The sequence below is a fragment of the Adlercreutzia wanghongyangiae genome (assembly GCF_035989245.1).
Taxonomy (GTDB): domain Bacteria; phylum Actinomycetota; class Coriobacteriia; order Coriobacteriales; family Eggerthellaceae; genus Adlercreutzia; species Adlercreutzia wanghongyangiae.
Window position 1 is genome coordinate 46,495 of the sequence record NZ_JAYMFF010000001.1, and the last position, 26,336, is coordinate 72,830.

General features: G+C 62.5%; 24 protein-coding genes. 8 read left to right on the forward strand and 16 right to left on the reverse strand.

Going from position 1 to position 26,336, the window contains the following annotated elements; translation table 11 throughout:
• Positions 1-280: 280 nt before the first annotated feature.
• The 3 genes from VIN30_RS00175 to rplM form a co-directional block, all read right to left on the reverse strand.
• Complete coding sequence (locus VIN30_RS00175) at positions 281-1,795, reverse strand: rhamnulokinase (RefSeq protein ID WP_326426297.1); 1,515 nt, start codon at positions 1,793-1,795, stop codon at positions 281-283.
• A 616-nt stretch (positions 1,796-2,411) separates the two neighbouring features.
• On the reverse strand, positions 2,412-2,804 hold the full coding sequence (gene rpsI / locus VIN30_RS00180) for a 30S ribosomal protein S9 (protein ID WP_326426283.1): 393 nt from the start codon (positions 2,802-2,804) through the stop codon (positions 2,412-2,414).
• 2 nt (positions 2,805-2,806) lie between these two features.
• A complete protein-coding gene (gene rplM, locus VIN30_RS00185) occupies positions 2,807-3,241 on the reverse strand; it encodes a 50S ribosomal protein L13 (protein WP_394355802.1) in 435 nt (144 codons plus the stop codon).
• 472 nt (positions 3,242-3,713) lie between these two features.
• On the opposite strand from rplM, the gene VIN30_RS00190 reads away from it, so the two are divergent.
• From VIN30_RS00190 to dtd, 3 genes are all read left to right on the forward strand, one after another.
• The gene (locus tag VIN30_RS00190) at positions 3,714-3,971 is read left to right on the forward strand and encodes a type II toxin-antitoxin system Phd/YefM family antitoxin (RefSeq protein ID WP_326426279.1); all 258 of its coding nucleotides are present in this window, start codon (positions 3,714-3,716) and stop codon (positions 3,969-3,971) included.
• On the forward strand, positions 3,955-4,326 hold the full coding sequence (locus tag VIN30_RS00195; RefSeq protein WP_338208295.1) for a PIN domain-containing protein: 372 nt from the start codon (positions 3,955-3,957) through the stop codon (positions 4,324-4,326). Before VIN30_RS00190 ends, VIN30_RS00195 begins: the two co-directional genes overlap by 17 nt.
• A 72-nt stretch (positions 4,327-4,398) precedes the next feature.
• Positions 4,399-4,845: a D-aminoacyl-tRNA deacylase gene (gene dtd / locus VIN30_RS00200; RefSeq protein WP_338208297.1), complete on the forward strand. Its 447-nt coding sequence runs from the start codon at positions 4,399-4,401 to the stop codon at positions 4,843-4,845.
• 4 nt (positions 4,846-4,849) lie between these two features.
• On the opposite strand, the gene VIN30_RS00205 is transcribed toward dtd, so the two are convergent.
• Complete coding sequence (locus tag VIN30_RS00205) at positions 4,850-5,158, reverse strand: hypothetical protein (RefSeq protein WP_338208299.1); 309 nt, start codon at positions 5,156-5,158, stop codon at positions 4,850-4,852.
• 230 nt (positions 5,159-5,388) lie between these two features.
• Here VIN30_RS00205 and VIN30_RS00210 point away from each other — a divergent pair, with 230 nt between their 5' ends.
• Positions 5,389-6,255 (forward strand): ZIP family metal transporter, encoded by an 867-nt coding sequence (locus VIN30_RS00210; protein ID WP_338208301.1) that lies wholly within the window; start codon positions 5,389-5,391, stop codon positions 6,253-6,255.
• Positions 6,256-6,347: 92 nt separating this feature from the next.
• Here VIN30_RS00210 and VIN30_RS00215 read toward each other — a convergent pair whose 3' ends face one another.
• The 5 genes from VIN30_RS00215 to VIN30_RS00235 all read right to left on the reverse strand — a co-directional run bounded on the left by VIN30_RS00215 (position 6,348) and on the right by VIN30_RS00235 (position 12,837).
• Positions 6,348-8,102 (reverse strand): GNAT family N-acetyltransferase, encoded by a 1,755-nt coding sequence (locus tag VIN30_RS00215; protein ID WP_338208303.1) that lies wholly within the window; start codon positions 8,100-8,102, stop codon positions 6,348-6,350.
• A 140-nt stretch (positions 8,103-8,242) separates the two neighbouring features.
• Positions 8,243-8,590: a hypothetical protein gene (locus tag VIN30_RS00220; protein WP_338208305.1), complete on the reverse strand. Its 348-nt coding sequence runs from the start codon at positions 8,588-8,590 to the stop codon at positions 8,243-8,245.
• A 34-nt stretch (positions 8,591-8,624) separates the two neighbouring features.
• A complete protein-coding gene (metA, locus tag VIN30_RS00225) occupies positions 8,625-9,557 on the reverse strand; it encodes a homoserine O-acetyltransferase MetA (RefSeq protein ID WP_338208307.1) in 933 nt (310 codons plus the stop codon).
• 27 nt (positions 9,558-9,584) lie between these two features.
• A complete protein-coding gene (locus VIN30_RS00230) occupies positions 9,585-10,868 on the reverse strand; it encodes an O-acetylhomoserine aminocarboxypropyltransferase/cysteine synthase family protein (RefSeq protein WP_338208309.1) in 1,284 nt (427 codons plus the stop codon).
• Between the two features lie 427 nt (positions 10,869-11,295).
• Positions 11,296-12,837 (reverse strand): putative ABC transporter permease, encoded by a 1,542-nt coding sequence (locus VIN30_RS00235; protein ID WP_326426260.1) that lies wholly within the window; start codon positions 12,835-12,837, stop codon positions 11,296-11,298.
• 421 nt (positions 12,838-13,258) lie between these two features.
• Between VIN30_RS00235 and VIN30_RS00240 the strand changes: the two genes are divergently transcribed.
• Complete coding sequence (locus VIN30_RS00240) at positions 13,259-14,401, forward strand: AAA family ATPase (protein WP_338208311.1); 1,143 nt, start codon at positions 13,259-13,261, stop codon at positions 14,399-14,401.
• Here the strand turns inward: VIN30_RS00240 and VIN30_RS00245 are convergent.
• The 4 genes from VIN30_RS00245 to VIN30_RS00260 form a co-directional block, all read right to left on the reverse strand.
• Positions 14,382-15,260, reverse strand: a complete 879-nt coding sequence (locus tag VIN30_RS00245; RefSeq protein WP_338208313.1) for a spermidine synthase — start codon at positions 15,258-15,260, stop codon at positions 14,382-14,384. The two genes, VIN30_RS00240 and VIN30_RS00245, sit on opposite strands and share 20 nt — an antisense overlap.
• 35 nt (positions 15,261-15,295) lie before the next feature.
• Positions 15,296-15,823, reverse strand: a complete 528-nt coding sequence (locus tag VIN30_RS00250) for a hypothetical protein (RefSeq protein ID WP_338208316.1) — start codon at positions 15,821-15,823, stop codon at positions 15,296-15,298.
• A gap of 403 nt (positions 15,824-16,226) precedes the next feature.
• Positions 16,227-17,651 carry a DNA-binding protein gene (locus VIN30_RS00255; RefSeq protein ID WP_338208318.1) on the reverse strand — a complete coding sequence of 475 codons (1,425 nt, stop codon included), beginning with the start codon at positions 17,649-17,651 and terminating at the stop codon, positions 16,227-16,229.
• A gap of 167 nt (positions 17,652-17,818) precedes the next feature.
• Positions 17,819-18,565 (reverse strand): helix-turn-helix domain-containing protein, encoded by a 747-nt coding sequence (locus VIN30_RS00260; protein WP_338208320.1) that lies wholly within the window; start codon positions 18,563-18,565, stop codon positions 17,819-17,821.
• 436 nt (positions 18,566-19,001) lie between these two features.
• On the opposite strand from VIN30_RS00260, the gene VIN30_RS00265 reads away from it, so the two are divergent.
• The gene (locus VIN30_RS00265) at positions 19,002-20,498 is read left to right on the forward strand and encodes an ATP-binding protein (RefSeq protein ID WP_338208322.1); all 1,497 of its coding nucleotides are present in this window, start codon (positions 19,002-19,004) and stop codon (positions 20,496-20,498) included.
• Between the two features lie 51 nt (positions 20,499-20,549).
• Here the strand turns inward: VIN30_RS00265 and VIN30_RS00270 are convergent, their stop codons facing one another.
• The 3 genes from VIN30_RS00270 to VIN30_RS00280 form a co-directional block, all read right to left on the reverse strand.
• Complete coding sequence (locus tag VIN30_RS00270; RefSeq protein ID WP_338208324.1) at positions 20,550-21,221, reverse strand: HAD family hydrolase; 672 nt, start codon at positions 21,219-21,221, stop codon at positions 20,550-20,552.
• 293 nt (positions 21,222-21,514) lie between these two features.
• Positions 21,515-22,798 (reverse strand): homoserine dehydrogenase, encoded by a 1,284-nt coding sequence (locus VIN30_RS00275; RefSeq protein ID WP_338208326.1) that lies wholly within the window; start codon positions 22,796-22,798, stop codon positions 21,515-21,517.
• A 340-nt stretch (positions 22,799-23,138) separates the two neighbouring features.
• Complete coding sequence (locus tag VIN30_RS00280) at positions 23,139-23,537, reverse strand: molybdenum cofactor biosynthesis protein MoaE (RefSeq protein ID WP_326426245.1); 399 nt, start codon at positions 23,535-23,537, stop codon at positions 23,139-23,141.
• 541 nt (positions 23,538-24,078) lie between these two features.
• On the opposite strand from VIN30_RS00280, the gene lysA reads away from it, so the two are divergent.
• Complete coding sequence (lysA, locus tag VIN30_RS00285) at positions 24,079-25,434, forward strand: diaminopimelate decarboxylase (RefSeq protein ID WP_338208329.1); 1,356 nt, start codon at positions 24,079-24,081, stop codon at positions 25,432-25,434.
• Positions 25,435-25,760: 326 nt separating this feature from the next.
• The gene (locus tag VIN30_RS00290; protein WP_326426238.1) at positions 25,761-26,261 is read left to right on the forward strand and encodes a nitroreductase family protein; all 501 of its coding nucleotides are present in this window, start codon (positions 25,761-25,763) and stop codon (positions 26,259-26,261) included.
• Positions 26,262-26,336 lie beyond the last annotated feature (75 nt).

Genomic DNA, 26,336 nt, shown 5'->3' on the forward strand with positions numbered 1-26,336 from the left:
GCTTCCTTTCTGTTGCTTCCGTTGCTTGGTTCGTTCTGTCGGGTTGGCTCCATTAATTCGGTTGCTGTGCCAAGAAACTACTCGTTCGTGCAGAAAAGTCGAGATATATAGACATTCGCTGAACGTTCCTGCATATTTCTCGACTTATATAGGCTTTTCCGCATTCTTTCGCGTCCTCCTTTGTCTATATATCTCGACTTTTCTGCATTTCAACATCACTTTCTGTCACCGATCAAGCGCAAGCCGCCACGCGCGAGCATGTCGGATGCAGGGAATCGCATCACGGCTCCACCTTCTGCACGTCGAAGGATTCCGCAATGGCGGCGCGCACGGCCTTCAAATGCGGGAACACGCCGTCGGCGAGCATCTGCACCGCAAGATTGCCCAGCGCCGTGCCCTCCACGGGGCCGGCGTACACCGGCAGCCCGCACAGTTCGGCGGTACGGCGGTTCAGATGGCCATCGCGACAGCCGCCCCCGACGATGTTGATGGAAGCGTACTCGTGACCGGCCAGAGCCGCCAGCTCCGCCACGGCATCGCGGTAGCAGCGCACCAAGCTCTCGTACACGCAGAGCATCAGCTCGCCCAGCGTCCCGGGCACCGGCTGACCCGATTCCTCGCACGCCGCGCAGATCTCCTCGATCATGGAATCGGGCGCCAGAAAGCGGTCGTCGTTCACGTTCACGATAGAGGCCACCACCCCGGCGGCCTCGGCCTCGTCGGCGGCTTTGATGAGGTCGGGGAAACCGATCTCGTGCCCCAGGCCCTCCACGCGCATGTACTGGTGCAGACGCCCCTTGCGGATGGCCTTCTCGTCCACCACGTAGGTGATGCCGTTCAGCTCGCGGCGGATGGACTGGATCATCCACAGGCCCATGATGTTCTTCAGGAACCGATAGCGGAAATGGTAGCCGCCCTCGTTGGTGAAGTTCGCTCGGAAGGCGCCTTCCGAGCAGATGGGGCTGCGGTTCTCGACGCCCAGCAGGCTCCATGTGCCCGACGACAGGAACACCGCCGGCGGCTCGCACGCGGGCACGGCCAGATATGCACTGCCGGTGTCGTGGGTGGCCGGCAACACCACGCGGGTGTCGTACCCGATGGCCTGGGCCACCTCGGGCCGCACGGGACCCAGGCACGCGCCGGCGTGGGTCACGTTCGGGAACAGCCGCCGCGGGATGCCGAAGGCCTCCATCACCGTCTCGTCCCAGGCGCCGGTTTCCGCGTTCAACAGCCCCGTAGTGGACGCGTTGGTGTATTCCACAGCCTTCACGCCTGTGAGCAGGAAGTTCAGGTAGTCGGGAATCATCAGGAACGCATCGGCTGCCTCCAGCTGCTCGGGGTGCTCGCGCTGCAGGGCCAGGAACTGATAGATGGTGTTGAAAGGCTGCCTTTGCAGACCGCAGCGGCGGTAATGCTCCTCGGGCGCCATGATGGCGTCGGCCACCTCGTACATGCCGTTGGTGCGCGCATCGCGATAGGCTACCGCGTCGCCCACCAGGTTGTCGCCGGCATCCAGCAGCACGAAGTCGACGCCCCAGGTGTCGATGCCCACCGATTTGGGCGCGAAACCCTCCTCCTTACAGCGGGCGAGCCCGCGCACGAGCTCGCTAGAGAGCAGTTCCACATCCCAGCAGTCGTGGCCGTTGCGACGCACCTGGCGGTTGTCGAACCGATGCACCTCTTCCAAACGGATAAGACCATCCTCCACGTAGCCCACCACTACGCGCCCCGATGAAGCTCCGATGTCCACCGCCGCATAGCAGTCGGTACGCGCCTCTTGCGCTTGCTGCGCCATGCCTCATTCCTATCTATGATGATGTTCCTTACCTTTTACCAGGGGAAACATCTACTCGGAAACAATGCGCGGCACAGTGTACCAGTTGCAGACATTCCCCAGGGGCGCACGACGAAAGAGGTGCGCGCCTGTAACAAATCAACAACAATGATTCCATAGGTGAGGAATAGCACCCTGCGATGGTCGCAAACGCGACGATATGTAAGCCGGCGGCCACAAATACAGAGATGTCTACGAACTTTTCACCATGTCTGGTTATTTCTGGTCAGAAAAACTACGATGTATAAGAATCGGAGGGCACTCTAGGGCGATTGCGAACGAAGCTGCCATATGCTGGCCGACGTTTCGCCTGGTCGGGACATCCGACACCAGGGTAATCGCCACAAACAAGCGGTCAGAGCCATATAAATCCCCGGTTTCTGGCCAATTCCCCCGCCTTGAGGTTGAAACCCCTTATACATCCCGCCTTTTGTGACCACCAAAGTTGCTGCAACGCTCCTTTTGGCTGTTCAGCCTCCTGAAGGAGCCGATGCGTCACCACTTCTCGCCCTCAACCCACAAAAAAAAAAGCCCGCTCCAAAGAGCGGGCTTTCTGCAGGCTGCATCTCGCTGCGGCTTAGCGCTTGGAGAACTGCGGGCGCTTGCGGGCCTTCTTCAGACCGTACTTCTTGCGCTCCACCATACGGGCGTCGCGGGTCAGGAAGCCGGCCTTCTTCAGCTCGGCGCGGTAGTCGCCAGCCTCCAGCAGCGCGCGGGAGATGCCGTGACGCAGGGCGCCGGCCTGGCCGGACACGCCACCGCCGTCGATGCGGGCCTTCACGTCGAAGTGGCCGGCAGTGTCGGTCACCTTGAAGGGAGTCATCGCGTAGTTGAACAGCGCCTCACGACCGAAGTACTCCTGGCCGTCGCGGCCGTTGATGGTCACCTTGCCGGTGCCGGGAACGAGACGGACGCGCGCCACCGCGTTCTTGCGGCGGCCGGTGCCGTAGTACAAAGCCTCATCTGCCATGATTAACCCTCCAACTCAATCTTGCGGGGCTTCTGAGCCGCATGGGGATGCTCAGAGCCAACGTACACCTTCAGCTTCTTGCCCATCGCGCGGCCCAGCGTGTTCTTCGGCAACATGCCCTTCACGGCATGCTCGATCACGCGCTCGGGGTGCTTGGCCATGGCCTCGGTGAACGTCTCCTGCTTGAGCCCACCCGGGAACCCGCTGTGACGGTAGTAGGTCTTGGTGGCAGCCTTGGTACCGGTGACCTTGATCTTGTCAGCATTGATGATGATGACAAAGTCGCCCGTGTCCACGTGGGGCGTGTACTGCGGCTTGTGCTTGCCCTTCAGAATCTGAGCGGCACGGGTCGCCACACGGCCGAGAACCTGGTCCTCGGCGTCGATGATGACCCACTCGCGCTCAACCTCACCGGGCTTTGCATGATACGTCTTCACTGTTTCCTCCATTAACTTGCAGGTTCTGTCCGACGGGTGAAGCCTCCGCTTCTCCCGAGCCGCGCAGCGTGCAGCCGCGCTGCCTGGAAGCGCGGAACCGTCTTCCAGAGGTGTTTGTTTTCAAAAGTGCACGACCCTCGGACGCCGGTTTCCTACGCCAGCACGCGGTGCCTTGGGCCTGGACAACCCGCGGCGGATGCGTTTCCTCAAGCCAATGCGTTTACGGGGCTTTTGAAAGCGAACTTTTGCATTTTCACCCGCACGCGCGTATATGTCAACGGAATTACTCGCCGAATACCCACAATCGTCAAAACTTTCCCGATGAGAGGCTCCTTGCCTCGATGACCTGAAACGTGTTGGCCCGGTGTATTCACCGTTCGGCAACGGCCGTTTCTTACATGACTATCTAACTAGTCAGATAGTCATGTATGGTTTAAAATGTGGACAGGAATTTGCTCGGAAAGGAACTTCCATGTCAGCAAGCATTGCTTTAGCAGAGGCGAAAGCACATCTCTCTTCTGTCATTCGGCGCGTCGACGAGACGGGGGCCGAGTTCGTCGTGACCGTAAGGAACCGGCCTTGCGCCATGATTGTCCCCGTTCCAAAGCCCGCGCCCCGGAAGCTCAAGGCCGCCGGCGCGCTTGCGGGAAAGCGCCCGACGGCATCGCGCGAGACGGAGAAAGCGGCCTATCGGGAAGCGCTGGAGGCGAAGTATGTCGATCTTCCTTGATACGAATTGCCTGCTTCGCTACCTGCTTGCCGATGTCGAAGAACAATTCGAGACCGTGCGGCAGCATGTGGAAGAAGGCGCTTGCACCTCGCCTGAGTTTTTGGCCGAATGCGTTTACGTGCTGGGTGGATCGGTTTACGGTTTCGACAGAGTCGATGTGTCCAACACCGTGACAGCGCTTCTCGACGACATCGCCTGCGAGCACGAGCAAGCCATGCGCTACGCGCTTGAGCTTTACCGAGACAATTCCCTCGATTTCGCCGATTGCATCCTAGCGGCCCGCTCCGTCATAGAGGGCACGCCCGTGCTCACCTTCGACAAAAAGCTTAACCGCTTAATCGAGAAGCTTACCTAGTATTTGGCGTGCAGTCAGCCTACATGACAGATTTCCCTTCGAGATTATTGCTAAGCCAGAAAGGAAGGCATTATGCGAGCCGTTGTTCAATGTGTAAGTAGAGCCAGTGTGAGCGTCGATGATGCTGTTGTGGGGCAGATCGGGCGCGGGTACCTGATTCTTTTGGGCGTGGGACACGGCGATGGCGAGGCGCAGGCGGAGCGGCTGTGGGAGAAGATTCGCAAGATGCGCGTGTTCGACGACGAGAACGGCAAAACCAACCTGAGCCTGGCCGACGTGGAGGGCGAGGTGCTGGTGGTCAGCCAGTTCACCCTGTTCGCCAACTGCAAGAAGGGTAACCGCCCCTCGTTCACCGATGCTGCCGCGCCTGCCGAGGCAAAGCGGCTCTACGAGTACTTCGTCTCCCTCGCGCGGCGCGATGTGCCGCAGGTGGGCACGGGTATCTTCGGCGCCATGATGGACGTGGAGCTGGTAAACCGCGGCCCCTTCACCCTCTGCCTGGACACCGACAACCTCTGAGGGCTCACACCCGCCAGAGGAGGAGGTTGAGCACCGCGATAACCGCAACGCCGAGAGCTGCAACACGGCGCCCAGCCTTCACCTCACAGGCAAAGAGCGCAGCCATATAGCCGTAGAAGACCACATTTACCGTCGCATTTCCCACCGCGCGAGGCAGACCCCAGAAATACATCGCGATCATGCAGAGTACAATGATCACGGTCGCAGCAGCCGCGATGACAATCCATGGGTTTCTCGCACTCCAGAACTCATTGGTATTCTCGCGTTCGATCCACCGCAGAAGACCTCTCCGCTCCGATTTCCTCTCGTTCATGGCCAACCACCTTCCCTTATCGAGCACCCTCGGAATGGGCTTCTTATCGTCGATTGTGTCCCTTGGCGACTTCAGCCCCTCGCCGGCGGACCATTCGTGGGTGCGCCGTTGCCGTGGGAAATGTTACCTTCGACTAACGTTTGCACGGCCAGCGCCATTTTGCGCACCGGGGTTGGCGCACAATAGGCGGCGCTGTGTGAAACCCTGGGGTGTAAGGAAACCTGCAGATTATGGAAGCTCTATCGCCGTTCGCGTTCATTACGTTGGTCACGCTCATCTCCGGTGCCGGCGGCACGGGACTCGGTGGCCTTATCGGCGCGCTGTTCAAGAGCGAGAGTAACCGCACCATCAGCCTGCTTCTGGCGTTCGCCGGCGGCGTCATGACCGCCATGGTGTGCTTCGACCTGCTCGCTGAGGCCGAAGAAGCCGCCAACCAAGTGTACGAGCACGGCGTGCTGCTGGTCATCCTCGCCGTGGCCCTGGGCGTTGCCGTGGTGTACCTGCTGAACCACCTTATCGACCGCAAGACGCGGAAGGAGGTGTCGCACACCGCCGACGCGGCGCACCCCGACACCCACGACGACATCGACGAGCTGGTGCACGCCGACCACCTGAACATGCACAAGCGTCACAACGATTCCAAGCTGTCGCTGTTCGTGGCTGGCGTCGTCATGGCCTGCGCCATCGCCCTGCACAACATTCCCGAGGGCATGACCATCGGCGCGAGCTTCGCCGTGTCCGACAACCTCATGTGGGGTACCGGCATGATCATGGCCGTGCTCATCGGCCTGCATAACATTCCCGAGGGCATGGCCGTGGCCGTGCCGCTCATCTCCGGCGGCACCGGGCGCGCGCGTGCCACGCTCATCACGGCGGCCTGCGGCCTGCCAACGCTACTCGGCGCGTGGCTCGGCTTCTGGCTCGGCGATATCGGACCTTTGGGCCTCACCCTGTCGCTCGGCTTCGCCTCGGGCGCCATGCTGTACGTGGTGTTCGGAGAGATCATGCCTGAGAGCTACCTCATCTACCGCAGCAAGCTGCCCGCCTTCGCCGTCATGGTCGGTCTGGCCTTGGGCATGTTCATGATCTTCTTCTAAAGAACGGCTCGCTAGCCCCCCTTTAACATGGGCAGTCCGAACAGGATCAGCGCGATCGCGCTCTCGGAGCAAGCGCCTTGACGGGGTACGCCCTACCAGTAGAGCTTCTCGTAGATGAGACGGTGGGTCTCGTGGCCGTGCCAATCGCGTAGGGCGATGGTGCCGGCGACGGTCCATCCCTCGCGGGCGAGCAGGTCGCGCATGGGGCCGTTGGCCTCGTACACGTCGCAGCACAGGTTGTGGCAGCCGGCATCGCGAGCGATGCGCTGGGCGGTTCCCAAAATGTAGGCACCCACGCCGCACCGACGCGCCGACGGATCCACGTTCACCCAGTGCAGCGCGCCGTAGTTGCCGTCACCCTCGGTGATCCAGGTGAGGCCGCGGCCTTCCTCGTAGGCTTCGTCGCCTTCCACATCCACATCGAACATGCCGATGATGCGGCTTTCGGCTGAAGGTTCGAGGGCGGGGGTATCCGAGCCCTGCGCCGGTACGGCTCCGTCAGCCGCAGTTTGCGGCGCCGCCGTCTCGTCCGCTTCGGGCGCATCCGCGGCCGTCGCCCCCGCGTCCACGCCAATCCACGAGGGATTGCTCACCACCACGTACACGCTGCCGGCATCCACCGCACGCAAAAGGCGGCGCGACGAGGGGAACCGCTTCGTGCCCTCCTTCACGCCTAGCTTCGCCATGGTATGCCGCCCGTCGGCCAGAAGCGCCTGCAGGCGGGGCATGTCATCGCGCGTAGCCACTCGGGCCGCGTAGTAGCCAAGCTCGCTGGCCCGGCCCTGGAACACGGGCACGTTGCCACGCGCGCCGTCGTAGTGGCTGGGCGCAGCGCCTTTGCCGCCTTCCGCAGCCTGATCGGCATCTCCTTCCCCGCCCCGATCGGTGACGAGGAACACCATCACCACGATCATGGCGCAGCCGAGCACGTCCATCGGTGTGACGGTGGTACCGAGCCAGAGAGCCGAGATGATGGTGGCCGACACCGGCTCCACGCAGCCGACGAGACCGGCGCGCACGGGACCCGCATCGGCGATGCCCTGCAGGTAGAACAGGTAGGCCGCAAACGTGCCCACCAGCACCATGAGCGCCATGACCCCCACCACCGCAGGCGTCACCGTCACACCCATGGTCCACGGCTGCACGCCGACCATGGACACGGTGCCGCCCATGGCCATGGCCAGGCCCGTCACGATGAAGCTGCCCCATTTCGCCAGGGGCTTGCCCGGCATCAACGTGTAGAAGGCCAGCGCCACGGCCGACACGAGCCCCCAGCCGAGTCCCGCCGGCGCGATGGCCAGCCGCGACAGATCACCCTGGGTGGCGATAAGCACCGTGCCGCCGATGGCGAGCACGAGCCCCGCGGCCTCACGCGGACGCGGCAGACGACGGGTGCGCAGGCACACGTAGCCCATGATGAGCACGAGTCCCGTGCGCTCGAGCACGGTGCCCGTGCCGGCGTTGGTGTAGGCGATGGCCGAGAGATAGCTGACCTGGGTGAGCAGCACGCCCAAAATGGCGAAGCCTGCGATGTAGGCGAGACTGCGCCCGTCACGCAGGGCGGCAAGAAGATTGCGTGGCTCGCGCACCAGGCAGATCGTCAGGAAGATGAGGGCCGCCACCGTGAGGCGCACCGCGGTGATCCACAGCACCGGCACGCCCAGCTCGGCCGTGAGCATTTGGGCGCAGTTGCCCGAGAAGCCCCAGCAGATGCCGCCGAGCGCCGCGAACACAATGCCGCGCACCACGTGGTTCTTCCCGGGACTGACAGGCGGCACCTCGTTCAGCGCCCGATCGTTCGCCCCCTTGACGTCCTTCGCCGCGTTGCTATCCGTGTTCTCGCCCATAATCCCTCTCCTGCCGCCACGCCTCGTTCGTTAGGCGTGATTTTGACAGGTTGCACAATTTCCGTAAAGAGGCGGCGAAACACCGAAGACGGGCGATACGGCGGAAAGACCGCCGAGCAGCCCGAGGCGAGTTGGGGGTCTTAAGCCCAAGGGTCTTCCTGGAAAAGGGGCTCGCACGGAGCAGGGCGATCGGAATAGGGGTCGTAGCCGTCGTCGTCCTCGTTCGCCGCGCGCAGGAAGGGATCGGGCGCGGCACCGGCGGTCGCCGCGATGTCGGCTGCGCCCTCGGCACCGATGCCGCCAGCCACGCCCCTGGGCGCACCGCCGGCCACGCCCCTGGGCGCACCGCCGGCCACGCCCCTGGGCGCACCGCCGGCCACGACCCCTGCACCAGCGGCGCAGGCCTTCGCCTTCGCGGCCGCCACCTGGCTCGGCAGCGGCTTCACCACAATGCGCGCATGTGGGTCGCGCGTCGGATCGATGGCCACGACCCCTCCTTTTCCTCGCTCGAGCTTTCGACTCCTACTCCCCCACACGCTCGCCGGCGCGGCTGATGTCGTAGGGAGTCGTCTGGTACACATAGTAGTTCAGCCAGTTGGTGTACAGCAACTGCGCATGCGAGAACCACGTGGAAACCGGCTCGCACGTCGGATCGTCGTCCGGGTAATAGTGGGCCGGCAACGCCATGGCCATGCCGCGCGCCACGTCGCGCTCGTACTCGGCCGCAAGCGTCTCGCGGTCGTACTCGGGGTGACCGAACACGAAGAAGTTCTGCGAGTCGGTGGACTTCGCCACGTACACGCCGGCCTCGTCGGACACGGCGATCAGCTCCAGGTCGGGATGGGCCTCGATGTCGGCGGCCCGCACCTCGGTGAAGCGCGAGTGCGGCGCCCAGAACTCGTCGTCGAACCCGCGCACGAGCGGCGAGGTGCGCTTGGCCAGCGTGTGCGGAAACACGCCGAACATCTTCTCGGACAGCGCGTGCTTCGGCACCCCGTAATGGTAGTAGATACCGGCCTGGGCGCCCCAGCAGATGTGGAACGTGGAATGCACGTGGGTCTTCGACCATTCCATAATCTCGCAGAGCTCGGGCCAGTAGTCCACCTCCTCGAAGTCGAGCTTCTCCACCGGCGCCCCGGTGATGATAAGGCCGTCGAAGTGCCGGTCACGCACGTCGTCGAAGGTGGTGTAGAAGGCCTCCAGGTGCTCGGCGGCCGTGTTCTTCGCATCGTGGCTCACCGTCTGCAGAAGCTCCACCTCCACCTGGATGGGCGTGTTGGAAAGCTTGCGCAGAATCTGCGTCTCAGTGGTGATCTTGGTGGGCATGAGGTTCAGCAGCAGCACCCGCAGCGGACGAATGTCCTGGTGCATGGCGCGATGCTCCGTCATGACGAAGATGTTCTCGCTCTCAAGCGCCGCGGTGGCGGGCAGGGCATCGGGAATGCGAATGGGCATGGATTGTTCCTTTCAGCGACGCCGCAGCTACTCGACGGCGGCCAGGGCCTGGTCGATGTCGGCGATGAGGTCGGCGGCGTCCTCGATGCCGCAAGACAAGCGGATGAGGTCGGGCGTGATACCTGCGGCCTCAAGCTCGGCATCGTTCATCTGGCGGTGCGTCGCGTTGGCCGGATGCAGCACGCAGGTGCGCGCGTCGGCCACATGGGTGGCAATCTGGGCCAGGCGCAGGTTCGCCATGAACGTCTCGGCCGCAGCTCGGCCGCCGGCCACGCCGAAGCTCACCACGCCGCACGACCCCTCGGGCAGGTACTTCGCCGCCAACGCCTCTTCCGCATCACCCGCGAGCGAGGGATGGCGCACCCAGGCCACCTTCGGGTGGGCCGCCAAATGTTCGGCCACAGCACGCCCGTTGGCCGCATGGCGCGCCATGCGCAGATGCAGGCTCTCCAGGCCCAGGTTGATGAGGAAGGCGTTCTGCGGCGACTGGGCGCATCCCAAATCGCGCATGAGCTGGGCCGTCGCCTTGGTGATGTAGGCGCCTTCCAAGCCGAAGCGCTCGGTGTACACCACGCCATGGTAGCTCTCGTCGGGCTCGGTGAGGCCCGGGAACTTGTCGGCGCGGGCCGTCCAGTCGAAGCGGCCGGAATCCACGATGACGCCGCCCACGGAAGCACCGTGGCCGTCCATGTACTTGGTGGTGGAGTGGGTCACGATATCGGCGCCCCACTCGATGGGCCGGCACAGCACCGGCGTGGGGAAGGTGTTATCCACGATGAGCGGCACGCCGTGGGCATGGGCCGCCGCGGCGAAGCGCTCGATATCGAGCACCGCAAGGGCCGGGTTCGCGATGGTCTCGCCGAAGACGCACTTCGTGTTCGGGCGGAAGGCCGCCGCCAGTTCCTCGTCGGTGCAGTGCGGGTCCACGAAGGTGCATTCCAGCCCCATGCGGCGCATGGTGTGGGCGAGCAGGTTGTAGGTGCCGCCGTAGATGGCCGACGACGCCACCACATGATCGCCCGCGCCGGCGATGTTGAACACCGCGAAGAAGTTCGCCGCCTGGCCCGACGAGGTGAGCATGGCCGCCGTGCCGCCCTCCAGCTCAGCGATCTTCGCGGCCACCGCGTCGCAGGTGGGGTTCGCCAGGCGCGTGTAGAAGTAGCCAGCCTCCTCCAGATCGAACAGGCGGCCCATGTGCTCGCTCGTGTCATACTTCCATGTGGTGTTCTGATAGATGGGCACCTGGCGGGGCTCGCCGTCGCCGGGACGCCAGCCGCCTTGCACGCAGGTGGTTCCAATGCGCTCGGTCATGAGGGGCTCCTTTGCTGTTCTCAACCTCGTTTCATGGTCTGCCCATTATAGGAACCCGCGCGCCCTGCCAAGCCCTCGCATCGGCCACGCGCCATAGGAACTTCCGCCCCACCGCCATCGCCGCGCGCGAAACCCCAGGCAGGTTCAGCAATCCAGCGCTCGTGTGCTGCGCGTTGCGCGCACCGTGCACGTTTCGACCCTCTTTTATGCCGGAAATTTGCGTTTATGATGCAGCCAGGAGGTTGCAAGAGCGGCAATTGGACACTTATCGGCATCACAACCGCAAATTTGGGTCGTTTTTCTCTTTCAAAGCCGCCCAAAAGAGCCCGGGATGCATCACAAGCGCCATTTTGCGTCACTTCGCCACCGCCGCCAAGCACTCTTGCGTCACTTCGCCGCCGCTATCAAACGCGGAAGCCCCGCAGCCCTACTTCCCGCGCACCGCGTCGGCAGGATGAATTGTCATACTTTGGAAGCGGTCGGCCATGTACGTGTCGCCGAACTCGTGGTCGTAGAACTGCTGAATGGGCGTGTCCACTTTATCGCCCGACAGGCGCATGTACCAGCAATCGAGCGATTGCAGCGTCATCACTGCGTCCACCAGCATGAAGCAGGCCGCCACAGTGGTCAGCACATAACGCCAGTTCCACGGAATGAAGTTCACAAGCCGCAGCATGAAGGGCAGAAGCAGCTTGATCCACACCACGCCGAGCAAGCCCCAGCAAGCCATGAAGGGCAGGCAGGTGCGGCCGCCGAACAGCGAGCCGGGCATGTTGGAGTAATCCCAGGCCACCGCGCCGAACGCGTACTGCATGAACAGACTCGTAAGCGCTTCGAAGCCACCGCCGATAACCGCCGCCACCAAAAAGATGATAAGCCAGTTGCTCTTGTGGAAGCGGTTCAGGAACAGCGTCATCAGCACCGCGCCGCAGCCGTAGATGGGCGAGAACGGCCCGAACAGCAGCCCCGCACGGTCTTGCCACTGGCCCGGCACCACGAACAGGAAGTGGACGATCTCCTCCATGAACAGGCCGAGAATGCTGGCCACCACGAAGATCCAGAACAAGTTGAAGAAGTTCAGCGCGATGTAGCCCTTGCCCGACGGGTCGCGGCCCAGCGTGCCGGCCTCGCCTTCCTGGTGCTCCTCGGCCTCGCGGGCCTTGCGGCGGGCGCGGCGCTCTTCCAGCAGCGTGGGGTCCAGATAGCTTTGCAGCGCAATAGTGACCACCAGCGCCACCAGGTAGAACACCAAGTCGATGCTGATGCCTGACAGCATAATGGAGCACAGGCCGCCGGCAATGATGAGCACGTACAGCACGTAGGACAGAAGCGCCGCCCAGCGCCGCTGGTTGCGGATAAGCCGCACCCCAAACACGATGAGGGCCACGGCCAGCGCCACCAGCACCGCCAGATGCACGAACGTGACCACGATGGTGGACGTGCCCTCGCCGCCCATGGCGCCCGATCCGACCAATTGCGCCGTGCGGTAGATGACCTTCGCAATGCCCGGCAGCGAGGCACCTGCCCCCACGATAAGCAGCACGCCGAACACGCGCAGCACCACCGGCAGCCGCTTCTTGTCGGCGGAACTGGTGAACTCGGCGGCGATGGTGGCCGTCGTCTCATCGAAGGCGGCCTTCTTCTCGGCCACAGCCTGCTTCGCATCGGCGACGATCTCGCTCGGATGCTCCACGGCGTGCACCGCTTCCCGCGCCTCGTCGGCCGCATGGGCAAGTTTGGCCTCGGCCGCGGCGGCCAGCTGTTCGGGATGGCGCACCTCTTCTATGACCTCGTGCAGCTTCTCCTTGTCACGAGCCACATCGGCAGTCAACTGCTCCTTGTCGTTGTGCAGCTGATCGTGCCACTCCTGGCGCGTCTCGGCAACATCGGCCCGCACGTATTCGCCGGCCTTTTCCAACTCGGAGGCCACTTCGCGCTCGATATCCTGCGCGCGCTTGCCATCGCCCATGGCCGTCTCCCTTCTCATCCGATGCCGATTCCAGCATCAGTATAGAAAGAAGCCCACGCAACCATGACCGCTGCGCCCAACATACGCCAACCCGATAATCCCCCGTTATGCATCGGTTGACAGCGCCGCCAGCGGGCACCGCCCGGCACACGCTATTGCCAGCAGAAAGCCATCAGGGCAATGGACAGAATCACTACGACCATGCCCGCGACAGCCATGATGTCGCTCAACCGGTTCACGAAAGCCTCCTCGCTCCGAACACGTCCTCGTAAACTAAGACGCTCCAGCGAAACCTTTTGTGACGTACAACCGCTGAACCCCACAAGAGCCCCACAGTCGGCAATCCCACGTAACGACAAGCTCTCGCTGTCATTTGACTGAAAAGGAAAAGAAGGGAAAAATAGGAAAGAAAGGAAACGGCATGGGCACGCGCGACACCATCTTCGCCCCCTCCTTCGGAAATCGCCCCTCGATGCTCGTCGGCCGAGACGGGCTCATCGACCGAATCGTCGAAGGTCTTAGCTCAGCGCCGGGCAGCCGCGACCGCGCCGTTCTCCTGCTCGGCCAGCGAGGAAGCGGAAAGACCGTTCTTCTCTGGGAATTGGCCGATCGCATGCGGAAGGCGGGGTTCGTCGTCGCCAACCCCACCATCGTCTCCGAAGACCTGCTACCTCGCATCGTAGAAAAGCTCGCCGATGACGCCGACTTCTCTCCCAAGCGACGCGCAAGCGGAGGAAGCGTGGGTGCCCTCGGCTTTTCCGCCGGCCTTCAATTCCAGCAGGCACCCGAAAGCGGCAAAAGCCGGCAGCAACAACTCACCGAACTATGCCGCGAGCTGACTGACAAGGGCAAGGGTGTGCTCTTCCTTATCGACGAGCTACAAGCCAACTCTCTGGAGCTCAAGCAGCTCGTCATTACCTATCAAGAACTCGTCGGCGAAGGCCTGAACGTCGCCCTGGTCATGGCGGGATTACCAGGCGCCGTGTCGGCTACGCTCAACGACAAGGTCCTCACGTTCCTGAACCGCGCCCCCAAGATAGCCCTCAGCCCCCTCGAATTCGGTGACGTGGATGCTTTTTACCGGCAATCGTTCGATCAACTTGGCCTCAATATTGCATCCGATCTGCGCCGCCATGCGGCCGGCTTCACGGCCGGTTCGCCCTATATGCTTCAGCTGGTAGGCCACAACGTCGTGCGCTACGCCCTACCTGACGGCGAGGTGGACGAATCCTGCCTTGCTGACGCCCTCGCCACCTCTCAGATCGATTTCGAGAACGACATTTGTCGCACTACCTTGGCCGCGCTCTCCGAAAAGGACATCGAGTTCCTGAGCGCCCTCGCGCAAGATGGGGAAGAGGCGTCCATGGCCGATATCGCCGAGCGTATGCTGGTAACGCCCGACTACGCTCAAAAATATCGGAAGCGCCTCATCGATAGCGGCATCATCGAGGCAGCCGGCCGCGGACGCGTGCGCATGGCGGTGCCCTATCTGGCTAACCATTTGCGCAAGGAGCTTGACTGCTCGCCCTGCGCCCAGGTCAGCCCTACCCTCCGTAGGGAATGACGTTGGTGAAGGGGTAGGCGCCATCGGTGGCGATGACGAGGTAGTTGTCGGCGCCGCCGAATTCCTCATCGGAGGCGTCGATGACGTACACGTTGGCAAAGTGCTCGCGCAAGCGTTCCACCTGGGCGAATAGCTGGTACATGGCGTTGCCGGTGAACTCCACCACACAGTTGGCCATCAGCAGGCCGTCTGGTACAAGGCACGCACGCGCCGCGGTGATGCCTTCGTCGCTCGCGAAGAAGGGGGCCGCATCACGGCCCACGAACGCATCGTTGATGATGGCATCGTAGCGATCGGGGGCGCCAGGCTCATCGGAATTTGCAACTTCCGCGGGCGTGTCGGGAGCCCCAGCGTTGCCCGCGAGCGTCGTCGCTGTGGGAGCCCCTTCGACCGCCCCAAGCAGAAACACCTCGCCATCTTCCACGAAAATACGCAGGTCGCCAGCACGCCCTTCGGCTGCCAGCTGAGCCTCCAGCCGATCAAGGAAGAAGTGCTCACGTGCCAGCTCCACCATAGCTGGGTCAATTTCCACGACATCGAGCTTGATGCCCGGGTGGTTCACGAGCAGCTGCTTGGGATAGGCGAACCCCGCGCCGCCAATCATGAGCACGCGCCCGACAGTCAGCGAGTTGGCCTCAAACATATGGTCAAAGGCCCGCAAGTACGCAAAGGGGCAACGCGCCCAGCGCTCGTCGGTATAGGTGGCCGACTGCAGCACGCCGCCCACGTTCAGCACGCGCACGAGCGAGCCGTCTGCCGCCGGCATCGCATACACCGCCGCCTCGCCGAACCGCGCGGAAAAGGTCTGCCGGCCCCCGCGACCGCACAGCTTATTAAGCCAATCGAGCAGCGCCCTCACCCCTTCGCCTTTCCAATCGCGCGCATCTCCCCCTCCTACGATGCCTTGCAGGCGTACTCCAGGATGCGCCGCGCGGTGCCCTGGCTCACCTTGGTGTTGTCTCCCTTGCTGAGGAATGCGTAGATGTTTCCCTTGTTCAAGCCCAAATCTTTGCACAGGCGGTACACCGTTACGTCGCGGCCCTTCATGGCCTGTAGCGTCTGCTCCCGTATGCCGGCGATGATGAGCCGGTCTCCCGCGATGGCGTAGCGCCGCGCTATGTAGGCGTTCCACACCGCGCGGTACCGGGGAGGCGCCTCAGGCGATTGCAGAAAGAACGACACTTCTTCCGGATCGTCCAAAAGCTCGGCCATCTGGGCGTAGCTGCGCTCCATCCACGTTCCCTCGCTGATGGAGGCCAGGTAGCGAGCCTTGTCCTGCACTGCGGCGAACACCATGAGAGCCTCGGCGGCGGCCGGCATGGTGGTGGCGACGGAATCCCGCAGTTTCCGCAGGTTATCCGTCTTTAAGCCGGTGAGTTCGCGGCAGTACAAACGCAAGAACCCCTTGAACGTCAAGTTCACGCTCAACTCCTCTCTTGTTAGTATTATCCGTGACCGATAATACTAACATAAGTTGCTTGATCATCGTTGACTTTTTTCGACTATCGGCAAGAAAAAGGCCCCGCCGTTCGATGGAACAGCGGGGCCTTAAAAGAGGTTGGCAGGACGCATCACCAGGCGAAATGCCTGACAGAGCAGCCGCTTCTACAGCGCAGCAGCTCCGATGCAGCCGGCCATGGCGGCAATGGCAAGGGCAAACAGAGCAGTGCCGGCAACGATGGTTATCATGGCGATCTCCTTTCCCAAACGGGATAATTTCGATGAGACCACTATGGCAGCCCCAACTTACCGCCCCGTTGCGTGCCCCTTACAGTTTTGTCGTTTTGAGTCGGGGCGCCCCAGCGCCCCTTGCCGGGAACGCCCGCTACCAGCCAGCGGATACCACGCCGCGCTCGGCAGCCAGGTCGCTCACCGCCCGTATCTGGCGTGCTGTCTGCTTCTGCACGGCCGCGATAAAACGCTCGTCGATCTCCGGGTTCTCGCCTAGCACTTCGGCAATCTCATCCAGGAAACCTTCGAGCGCACTCGGGTCGTACCAGCTGATATCGTCCACAAGGGCGAGCTGCTGCGACGGATACTCGCGAAACGGATGGCTCTCCCAAACGTAGGGACGCGCTTCCAGTTCCGCCGTTGTGGCCCGGCTGTAGAATCCGCATCCGTGGTCGAACAGAGGCGCCACCCGGTAACCGTCGAGCGTTTCCGCATTCCGCAGAAGCCCGAAGTTATGGGTATGGCGATCGAAGTTAGCCATAAGGTGGTCGACGACGATCATCTTATCAATAAGCTGCCGGGCATTTTCCACGCCTAAGTCCTCCAGCGCCCGCAGATAACCTGCATGCAGGTCGCGGCCCTCGGTAATGGCGAAGGCGGTCAGCACGTCATGGGCGGGAATGAGCTCGGTGTCGGACCCCGCCATGTTTGCGCACGACGAATAAGCGCGTCCGTGACGCTCGATAACGGTGTAAGGAACGAACTCGTCCAGATCCAACAGGCGCTCGAGCAGGCGCGTCGCCAATCTCTCGTTGTAGGGCTCACGGTTCTCGTTGCCCGTACCTCCTTTGATGAGGTAGTCGACGCCGCGGCGGCGCACCCATGTCTTGCTAAGCATACCGTTGGTGGCCGTGTCAGGCGAATGGGTGATAGCTGGTCCGCGCCCCGGCAGCTCCGAGCGATCGGCGGACGCAACCCTGGCCGCCTTCGGCGATTCCCCGACCAGCATGAGGTCGCCGAACGCCTCCTCGTAACCATTATCGAAATAGTTCACATCGGCCCACTGCGCTGGAGCGCCTTCGGGCCTGAACCAATACGGGTCGGACAAGCTGAGGCCCCACGACGCGAACATCAGCGCCGAAGGCGTGCGCACCATCAGATCGCGCAAGGCCACGGGCAGATTCGGACGCATACCCGGAATGGCGCGGCTGCGCAGCCATTCCGCAAAGTCGTAGCGATTGGGGGTTTTGTCGAGCCGTCCAATGCCAAGCGGCTTCCAGGCAATGCCGTCCAGCGGCTTCAGGTCGGCCACCGCGCCACTTCGGAAATCGTAGGTGAAGCCGATCACCTCGTGATCACGGCACATGAGCGTGTAACGCGCGCGATGCGCCACCTCTCCCGAGCGATCAGACGGGCGGCCACGCAGACGCTCCGACGCTGCCCGTTGACGCACCGAATTCTCGTCAACGGCCCACGAGCGGCCCAACCGCTCCGCCCTCAGCGCACCCGCTTCTATGAGGGCATTCACACGTCGCGCGCTCACCCCGAGTATTTCCGCCGCCTCTTTCGTCGTCAGCACAGCCCTGCTCCTTTCCCGGAGCAAAAAGTATACCGAATGAGGAATACTTTTTGAAGGAAGAACCATGCAGAAAAGTATTCCGAATAGGGAATACTTTTAGCGGCACCCGTGAATCCGCTGCACAGGTGCAAGCCTCACACCCCGCCTCATGCACTCGCATCCGATTCTCAGAGCCACGGTATCTCCTGGTCCTCGGAGTCGGCATAGTAACAGACCGAGTAAGGCATGTCGTCATTGAGGGGATCGTCGTCCTCGCGAGCCTCGACGGGAAGCCACAACTCGTGGCGAAGCACCGTGCCCCCCATCGCCTCGATGGCCTGATTCGCCCGCTCGGACAATGTATCCAGGCCCCCTGGCTTTCCGAAGAACTCCGCGGCCTCCATGGCTTCCGCCAGCCCCGGCTCTCCAGCGCAGCCGATAACCCGATCGTGATGCTCGGGATCCAGAAGAAGACGCAGCGACTTCTCTTCCCCGTTAAGACGGAAGACGATCTTGTTGTAATCGGGATCGTCGGCCACGCTATCCCACCAGACGACGTAGTTGAACTGCTGATTCGGCAGCCACACAAAAACCCCGAGAGCCAACACCGCGATGGCCGCGCCGGCCAAAACCCATTTGAGCGTTTGCACGACCCGATCGAGCCGTCGCGACTCGCTGGCAACACGCTCGTCCAGCAGCGAAGTCCTCCATGAAAGATCGGCAGCCGCCTGCGCTTTCGGCACCGACTCCCCCAGCAGCTCGGAGGCCGTCACATTAAGGGCGCGAGCCAAAGCCACGAGCGAGTCAGCATCGGGAACCGACGTGCCACGTTCCCACTTCGAGACGGTCTGGCGCACCACGGGGATGCGCTCGGCCAGCTCATCTTGACTGAGGCCGCTTTCGGTGCGCAGCTTTTTGATGTTGTCCTTCAGCATGATGCCAGCCCCTTCGAGACAGGTTCTCATGCTTTCACCGTACCAGCACGGCATCGCAGACACAAGCAACGATGCTTAACAAGAAGCCCTGAACTGGGATTCCTCCTGCCAAGATGCCCCGTGACGCAATAGGAACGGGTCGGCACTAGCCGCAACTTCTCCGCTGCGCACATCCTACGATGTTGCCGCTTAGGTGCGCGGTTATTCCGTGGCCTTCGTGAGGAAGTCGACGGCGGGGAGGTCTTCCCAGCTGCTGATGAGGAAGTCGGCGCGGGCGAGCAGGGCCTCGCGGGTACCGGAGATGTCGTTGTCGTAGATGGCACCGGTGCGCCTCTCTGCACCCTGATGAATTCATGGTGCTTCTTGATGACAGAGCATATGGCGCAACCCGTTCCCTTGCTAGAATGAGCCGCGAAACAGAAGGGTGCTCACACCGATGATTTTAGATAAAACTGACAAGTACCGAGAAGACAACCGACTGGAAGCGAAAGCAGCTCAGGGAGGCCTGCCCAAAAGCCTCTGGGAAACCATATCGGCATTTGCCAACACTGCGGGCGGTGTCATCGTGTTAGGCGCAAGAGAGCACAAAGACGGTTCGCTGGAAATCATAGGTCTGAGCAATGCGCACAGGATGCTCGACGACTTTTGGAACGCAGCCCTCAGTAAAGACAAGCTGAGCGCACGCTTTCTCCACGACGATGATGTTCGCATCGAGACCGTAGACGGCAAGGAGATCATCGTCATAGAAGTGCCCCGCGTAAGCCGCACCATGCGTCCGGTGTTCCTGAATAAGGACATTCTCGGCGAGACGTGGCGCCGAGCTTACACGGGAGACCACCGCTGTACGCGCGAGGAGGTTCAGTCCATGCTCCGCGATGCAGAGGCCACAAGCGGCGATTCGCGCATCGCAGAAGGTGCCGAGATGGGCTATCTCGACTACGACACGGTACGAAAGTACCGCACACGCTTTTCGTTTGCAAACGAGGGGCATCTGTGGAACGATGCGACCGATGACGAATTCCTGAGTTTTCTCGGCGCGATTGCCAGGGATGAGAGGGGCGATCTCAAGCCGACCTATGCCGGTCTTCTCATGTTTGGCCGGGATTGCTGGATTACACGCATACTGCCCCAATATTTCCTCGACTATCGGCAACAAACAGGCACCAGCACTCGTTGGGAAGACAGGTTTACCTCTATCACGGGCGACTGGTCGGGCAATATCTACGATTTCTATCTCCGAGTCTACAACAAGCTGAAAGCCGCCCTTAAAGTGCCGTTCAAGCTAGACGGAATCGAACGCGTAGACGACACGCCTGCGCACGAGGCACTTCGTGAAGCCATCGTAAATTGCGTGACCAATGCCAATTATCACGAGCGGCGCGGTATTGTGTGCATATGGGACGAAGATGCTCTTACCATCGCGAATCCGGGTGATTTTCGCATCCCCATAGAGAAAGCCATGCAGCCTGGAGAGTCGGACCCGAGAAACGCCACTATGCTCAAGATGTTCTCTATGATCGACGCGGGTGAACGTGCAGGAAGTGGCATATCGAGGATATTCCACGGCTGGAAAGAAGCCGGATACGCTGCTCCAGTTTACAGAGAAGAATACGGGCCCGATCGCACTATTCTGACACTACCGCTGGTCGGAGTATCTAACGGAGTATCTAACGGTTTTCGGCAGATAAAACCGGCAGATACTACGGCGCCCCTATCAGGCAAATCAATGAAAACCCAAGGCGAAATACTTGAGTATCTAACGGAAAACGGGCTCTCAAAATCGGCAGATATAGCCGATTCTCTTCAGATAAGCGTCTCGCGTACGAACGAATTGCTGAAAGATCTTATCTCTCAGGGAAAAGTTGCATCGGTCGGAAAAGCACGCGCAACTAAATACAAGCTATCAATTACTGATCGCAATATCCCAAAATAGCATTTTGGTCTTGTTGCGCGCATCCTATGGTTTTGCCGCTTAGGTGCGCGGTTATTCCGTGGCCTTCGTGAGGAAGTCGGCGGCGGGGAAGTCTTCCCAGCTGCTGATGAGGAAGTCGGCACGGGCGAGCAGGGCCTCGCGGGTACCGGAGATGTCGTTGTCGTAGATGGCACCGGTGCGATAACCCGCCGCGCGCAGGGTATCCAGCGCATAGGCGGCGTCTTCGAAACCCCAGGTGTGAGCCCGGTCGGTGCCGAGGAAGCTGCGGGCGTGGTCGTACACGGCCGGCTCGCGCTTGCTCGTGTGCAGGTCATCCACCGACACGACGGCCTTCATGTAGGGCGCGAACCCGCAGCGCTCCACGCAAGTGGCCAGCATGTCGGCCGGCGTGGACGAGGCAACGGCCATGGGCACGCCTTGCTCGTGCAGCGCCCGCACGAATTCCAGGGCGCCGGGACGTGCCTCCACTTCGTTGGCGTAGAAGGCGCGCATGCGCTCGAAGATCATATCCAACACCGCTTCGTTGCTTTCCCCCAGGCCGCACTGCTCGTGCAGGTACGCGCTGGCCTCGGGCAGCGACATGGTGGTAATGGCGTCGGCATCGGCCTGCGTCAGTGCGATGCCCGCCTCGGCCGCCAGCGTGCGATCCACATCATGCCACGCGCCCATGGAATCCACGAGCGTCCCGTCGCAATCGAAGATAACACCGATGCTCTCTGCCATAACCTGTTCCTTCCCACGAAACGGGCGGGGTGAACCCCGCCCCTACGATGCACGGCTTGGGAGGGTGAACCCCGCCCCTACGATGCACGGCTTGGGGGTGAACCCCGCTCCTGCGATGCACGGCTTGGGGGGGGTGAACCCCGCTCCTGTGATGTACGAATCCGCGGTTGCCGCTGCAAACCCCGTAGGGGGCGGCTTTAGTCGCCCCTCGTCAAGCAAGGCGAGCCGTCCGACAAGAACCGGCTAAGCCAGCCCTGCGGAATACCTACCGCAACACTGTCGTCGCCGAGAGGCTACTCTTCCACGCGGATGACCGAGGGGGTATCCAGCACCACGTTGTCCAGCGCGAGGGCCTCTTCCAGGGCCTCGCGGATGTCGCGCTCGCGGCAGCGGTGGGTGACCACCACCTGGTCCACACGCTCGGCGCCCGAACGGCCGCGCTGCACGATGGACTTCACCGAGATGTTGTGGCGCGCGAACACACCGGCCATGGTCTCCAGAACGCCAGGACGGTCGGTCACCGAGAAGCGCAGGTAGTAGCGCATGGCCAGCTCGTCCATGGGCAGGATGGGCAGCTCGTCGGTACAGGTACAGCCCACGATGGGAGCCACGCCCTGCTGAATGTGGCGGGCCACCTCCAACACGTCGCCCATCACGGCACTGGCCGCAGCACCGGCGCCGGCACCCTCGCCGAAGAACATGGTCTCGCCCACGAAATCGCCCACCACGTAGATGGCGTTGAACACGCCGTTCACCGTGGCCAGCTGGTGGCTCTCGGGAATCATGGTGGGGTGCACGCGCACATCCACCCCGCCCTCGCGGCGATGCGCGATGGCCAGAAGCTTGATGACGTAGCCCATGTCGCGCGCGGCATCGATGTCCACCGGCGAGATGTTCGTGATGCCGTCGGTGTACACGTCGTCCAAGGTCACGCGCGAGTTGAAGGCGATGGAGGCCAGAATGGCGATCTTCGCGGCCGCATCGAACCCGCCCACGTCCGCCGTGGGGTCGGCCTCGGCGAAGCCCTTCGCCTGGGCCTCGGCCAGCGCGTCATCGTAGGACAGGCCGTTGTCGGCCATGCGGGTGAGCATGTAGTTGGTGGTGCCGTTCACAATGCCCATGACCGAGGTGATCTCGTTGGCGATGAGCGAGTGCTTCAACGGGTCGATGATGGGAATGCCACCGCCCACGCTGGCCTCGAAGGCCAGTTCCTTGCCGGCAGCCGCGGCAGCGTCCATGACCTCCTTGCCGTGAGTGGCCATAAGCGCCTTGTTGGCCGTGACCACGTTCTTGCCCGCAGCCAGCGCGTTCAACACGACGGTGCGCGCGATGGTGGTGCCGCCGATGAGCTCTACCACGATGTCGATCTCGGGATCGTTGATGATGTTGTTGAAGTTGTCGGTGAACAGGTGCCCCACGCCGTGGGCCTCGGCCTCGGCCGGCGAGAGCGAGCACACGCGCGCCAGCTCCAGGTCGATGCCGAAGTGGCGGCGGAAGGCGTCCCCGTGCTTCAAGATGATGTCGATGCAGCCGCCACCCACGGTGCCGGTGCCCACCAAACCGATCTTCACTGCCATATTGCGTCCTCTCCCGAGCGCGAAAGTTCTCTCTGATCGGACGATTATAAGGGCGCAGTCGCCGAATTCCATCGGCAGAGCGGGGAGAGGGCGGTTTCCCAGCCCTCTGCGCGCGGAAAGAAGCGCGAGTCCTCGCATTGGGGCGGGAGGGGCGCTCGGCGGCCTCTGATCGCCCCGCGGAAAACGCGATAGGCAGGCAATAGCTTCTACTTCAGCAGCAACGATGGCGGGAAGGTACCGAAATGCGTGCGTCATCTTCGCTATTGCCTTAATCGCGTTTGGAGCGGGATAAGCGATCAGCGGACGCCGAGCGCTCCTCCCACCCCAATGCCCAGACGACCTATTCCGCGAAGATCTCCTTCTCCACCACCAGCTCGTTCTTGATGTGGCCGACGAGCTTCTGCAGCGCGTCGATGCAGTTGGGGCGAATGTCGGCGCCGATGAGCACGTACATGAGCGAGTCGCCCACCTCGCAGCGGCCCTCGTTCAGCCAGGTGCGCACGTAGTACACGCCCGGCCAGGTGAGCGCCTCGGCCTCGGCAGCGGCCAGCCCCTCGGCGTCGTAGGAGAATTCCACGGCCACCACATCACCCAGGCCCTCCACGCCTTCGCGCACCTGCTTCTTCGGCGTGATGCGCACCACGCCGTTGTGGGTGAGGAACATGCCGCACTGGGCCGCCGCCGGATCGGCCTTGGCCTCGCGCAGCCACTGGTCAACAGAAGGTTCGGTCTTCGCCATGATGGGTCCTTTCATTGGGCGCCGCCGCAGCAGCAATTATTCACTGGCGAGAATATACCATAGAACCGTCGCTTCGCAGCCCATCCCTCGTCATTGCACACCCTTTCAACAGCCCCTCAAATTCCGAGGCTCCTCAGCAGCGCTTCTTATTAACACCGAAGAACAAAACAGGGCGCCCTTCCCCTTGCTGTTTGGTAAAACACCTGGTCATCGCCCTTCACCTTTTCGCTTTCTTATTGCCTTCTTATTATCATCCTATTAACAAAGAGGCCTACGGAGCACGCCATTAGGCCGCGGCTCCCTTCAAGCGAAACCGTGTGGGCTGAACGAGGCGCCCGAAGGTTTCGCACTTCCCCTTCCAGTGAAGCCGTTCAATTACCGGTTGGACGATTTAACGGGCCGGACATACGCAGCTAGCCAACAGGCTGGTAAGATACGGCCATTCACGAGAGAAACACTGGTGCGGAGCCCCTCGCTGCCGAGCCGCCTTCAGGCGCTCAGCGAAAAGCGCACCCAATGCCCGAGAAGAAAGGACGCGGAAATGGCCCTGCCTGCCTCCGACCTCACCAAGAAGCCCGACATGCGCACCACCATGGAGCTGGGCGCCGTGCTGCCCGAGACCGCCGAGGTGCGCGACGACCACCTGTTCATCGGCGGGGTTGACATGGTGGAGCTCGCCCAGAAGGAGGGCACCGCGCTCTACGTGTTCGACGAGGCCGATCTGCGCCACCGCATGGAGGCCTACCGCGAGTCCTTCCGCAGCCGCTACGAGAACTCCGACATCATCTACGCGTCGAAAGCGTTTCTGAACAAGGAAGTGGTGCGCATCGCCGAGGCTGAGGAGCTGTGCCTGGATGTGTCCGGCGGCGGCGAGCTGGCCTGTGCCCAGGCCGTGGGCTTTCCCATGGAGCGCGTGTTCGTGCACGGCAACAACAAGACGCCCCGCGAGCTGGAGGAGGCCATTGCCGCCGGCGTGGGGCGCATCGTGCTGGATTCCCGCATCGAGCTGGCCCGGGTGAACGAGATTGCCGGGCGCCTCGGCGTGGTGCAGGATGTGTACATGCGCATCACCCCCGGCGTGGAGGCCGACACCCACGAGTACATCCGCACCGGCTGCGAGGACTCGAAGTTCGGCTTCACCATGCGCGAGGACTTCGCCTTCAACTGCGTGGGCGACGTGCTGGCCGCCGAGAACGTGCGCCTGGCGGGTCTGCACTGTCACATCGGGTCTCAGATTTTCGCGCTGCATTCCTTCCGCGAGGCGGCGGCGGTCATGGTGGAGTTCATGGCCCGCATCCGCGAGCGCTACGATTACGTGATCGAGGAACTGGATTTGGGCGGCGGCCTCGGCATCGCGTACCTGGCCGACGACACGCCCTCGTCCATCGATGACTTCGCCGAGGTCACTTGCTCGGCGGTGCGCGACCTGTGCGGCATCCACAACCTGCCGCTGCCGCGCCTTCTGGTGGAGCCGGGCCGCAGCCTGGTGGCCAACGTCGGCGTCACCCTGTACACCGTGGGCATCCTGAAGACGCTGCCGGGCATTCGCAAGTATGTGGCCGTCGATGGCGGCATGTCCGACAACATCCGCACGGCGCTGTACCACGCCGACTACGAGCCCACCATCGCCAACAAGGCCGCGCGTCCCCGCGAGGAGATCGTCACCTTGTGCGGCAAACACTGCGAGAGCGGCGACGCCGTGGTAGTGGACATGCCCCTGCAGAAGGCCGACCTGGGCGACATCGTGTGCGTGTTCGGCACCGGCGCCTACAACATGACCATGGCCAGCAACTACAACGGCCAGCCGCGCCCGGCCGTGGTGTTCGTGCGCGACGGGGAAGCCCGCGTGGTCACGCGCCGCGAGACTTACGAGGATCTGTACCAGCGCGACCTGTAGGAAACCTGCGGAACGTTGCCGACCAGCACCGCGGAACGGTACCGACGGCGCTTGCGTGCTGCGATTGGATGGCGCACGCTCCCCACATCTTGCGCCTTTCGAGCGGGCGGCCTGCGGGTCGTCCGTTTCTTTTCAATTCCGTAGCGGCGTGTTCGCAGGTCAGTAAAGGGATTGAACGCTCGCCCGCAGCGCAGGGGGTGGCTGGTTACAGTGGAATACGTGCAATGCGAATACCGCGCCTTCTTTTGGCGCGTTCTCATGCCAAGGCCCTCTTCCGCTGACCGGGCCTTGGCAATCTATCGGCGAATAGGATCGAGGACTACTTCATGAACGCCATTTTCAAGCGGTGCAGCGTGCGCCAATTCACCGACGAAACGGTGAGCATCGATGACATCGAACGACTCATGCGCGCCGCCATGGCCGCCCCCTCGGCGGGCAACCAGCAACCTTGGGAATTCTACATCGCCCGCGACGAGACCACCCGCATGGCCCTTGCCGCCACGAGCCCCTATGCCGCGCCGGCCAAGCTGGCCTCCTGCGTCATTGCCGTGTGCACCCGCACCGAGGGCCTACGCTTCCCGCGCTGCACCCCGCTCGACATGAGTGCCGCCGTGGAGAACATCCTGCTGGAAGCGGCGAACATCGGACTGGGAGCCGTGTGGCTCGGCATCGCGCCCGAACCCGACCGCATCGCCGCCGTGGAAGTGGCCCTCGGCAGCCCCAAGGGCGTGGAACCCTTTGCGCTCGTGGCCGTGGGGCACGCCGCCAACCATCCCGAGCCCAAGGGTGCCACCCGCTACGACGAGACCCGCGTTCACTGGATTTAGGGTGCGCCAGCAACGCGGCTGGAAAGGGCGGGCTGAAGCCCGCCCCTACGGGATTGATCGGCCGCGGGGGGGGTG

Coding starts and splice junctions, on each gene's coding strand:
- VIN30_RS00290 (WP_326426238.1), top strand. CDS start 25,761: ATGAACGCCATTTTCAAGCGGTGCAGCGTGCGCCAATTCACCGACGAA.
- VIN30_RS00260 (WP_338208320.1), bottom strand. CDS start 18,565: ATGCTGAAGGACAACATCAAAAAGCTGCGCACCGAAAGCGGCCTCAGT.
- metA (WP_338208307.1), bottom strand. CDS start 9,557: ATGCCCATTCGCATTCCCGATGCCCTGCCCGCCACCGCGGCGCTTGAG.
- VIN30_RS00230 (WP_338208309.1), bottom strand. CDS start 10,868: ATGACCGAGCGCATTGGAACCACCTGCGTGCAAGGCGGCTGGCGTCCC.
- VIN30_RS00280 (WP_326426245.1), bottom strand. CDS start 23,537: ATGGCGAAGACCGAACCTTCTGTTGACCAGTGGCTGCGCGAGGCCAAG.
- VIN30_RS00210 (WP_338208301.1), top strand. CDS start 5,389: ATGGAAGCTCTATCGCCGTTCGCGTTCATTACGTTGGTCACGCTCATC.
- VIN30_RS00205 (WP_338208299.1), bottom strand. CDS start 5,158: ATGAACGAGAGGAAATCGGAGCGGAGAGGTCTTCTGCGGTGGATCGAA.
- VIN30_RS00235 (WP_326426260.1), bottom strand. CDS start 12,837: ATGGGCGATGGCAAGCGCGCGCAGGATATCGAGCGCGAAGTGGCCTCC.
- VIN30_RS00175 (WP_326426297.1), bottom strand. CDS start 1,795: ATGGCGCAGCAAGCGCAAGAGGCGCGTACCGACTGCTATGCGGCGGTG.
- VIN30_RS00240 (WP_338208311.1), top strand. CDS start 13,259: ATGGGCACGCGCGACACCATCTTCGCCCCCTCCTTCGGAAATCGCCCC.
- rpsI (WP_326426283.1), bottom strand. CDS start 2,804: ATGGCAGATGAGGCTTTGTACTACGGCACCGGCCGCCGCAAGAACGCG.
- VIN30_RS00215 (WP_338208303.1), bottom strand. CDS start 8,102: ATGGGCGAGAACACGGATAGCAACGCGGCGAAGGACGTCAAGGGGGCG.
- VIN30_RS00270 (WP_338208324.1), bottom strand. CDS start 21,221: ATGGCAGAGAGCATCGGTGTTATCTTCGATTGCGACGGGACGCTCGTG.
- VIN30_RS00275 (WP_338208326.1), bottom strand. CDS start 22,798: ATGGCAGTGAAGATCGGTTTGGTGGGCACCGGCACCGTGGGTGGCGGC.
- dtd (WP_338208297.1), top strand. CDS start 4,399: ATGCGAGCCGTTGTTCAATGTGTAAGTAGAGCCAGTGTGAGCGTCGAT.
- VIN30_RS00195 (WP_338208295.1), top strand. CDS start 3,955: ATGTCGATCTTCCTTGATACGAATTGCCTGCTTCGCTACCTGCTTGCC.
- VIN30_RS00265 (WP_338208322.1), top strand. CDS start 19,002: ATGATTTTAGATAAAACTGACAAGTACCGAGAAGACAACCGACTGGAA.
- lysA (WP_338208329.1), top strand. CDS start 24,079: ATGGCCCTGCCTGCCTCCGACCTCACCAAGAAGCCCGACATGCGCACC.
- VIN30_RS00190 (WP_326426279.1), top strand. CDS start 3,714: ATGTCAGCAAGCATTGCTTTAGCAGAGGCGAAAGCACATCTCTCTTCT.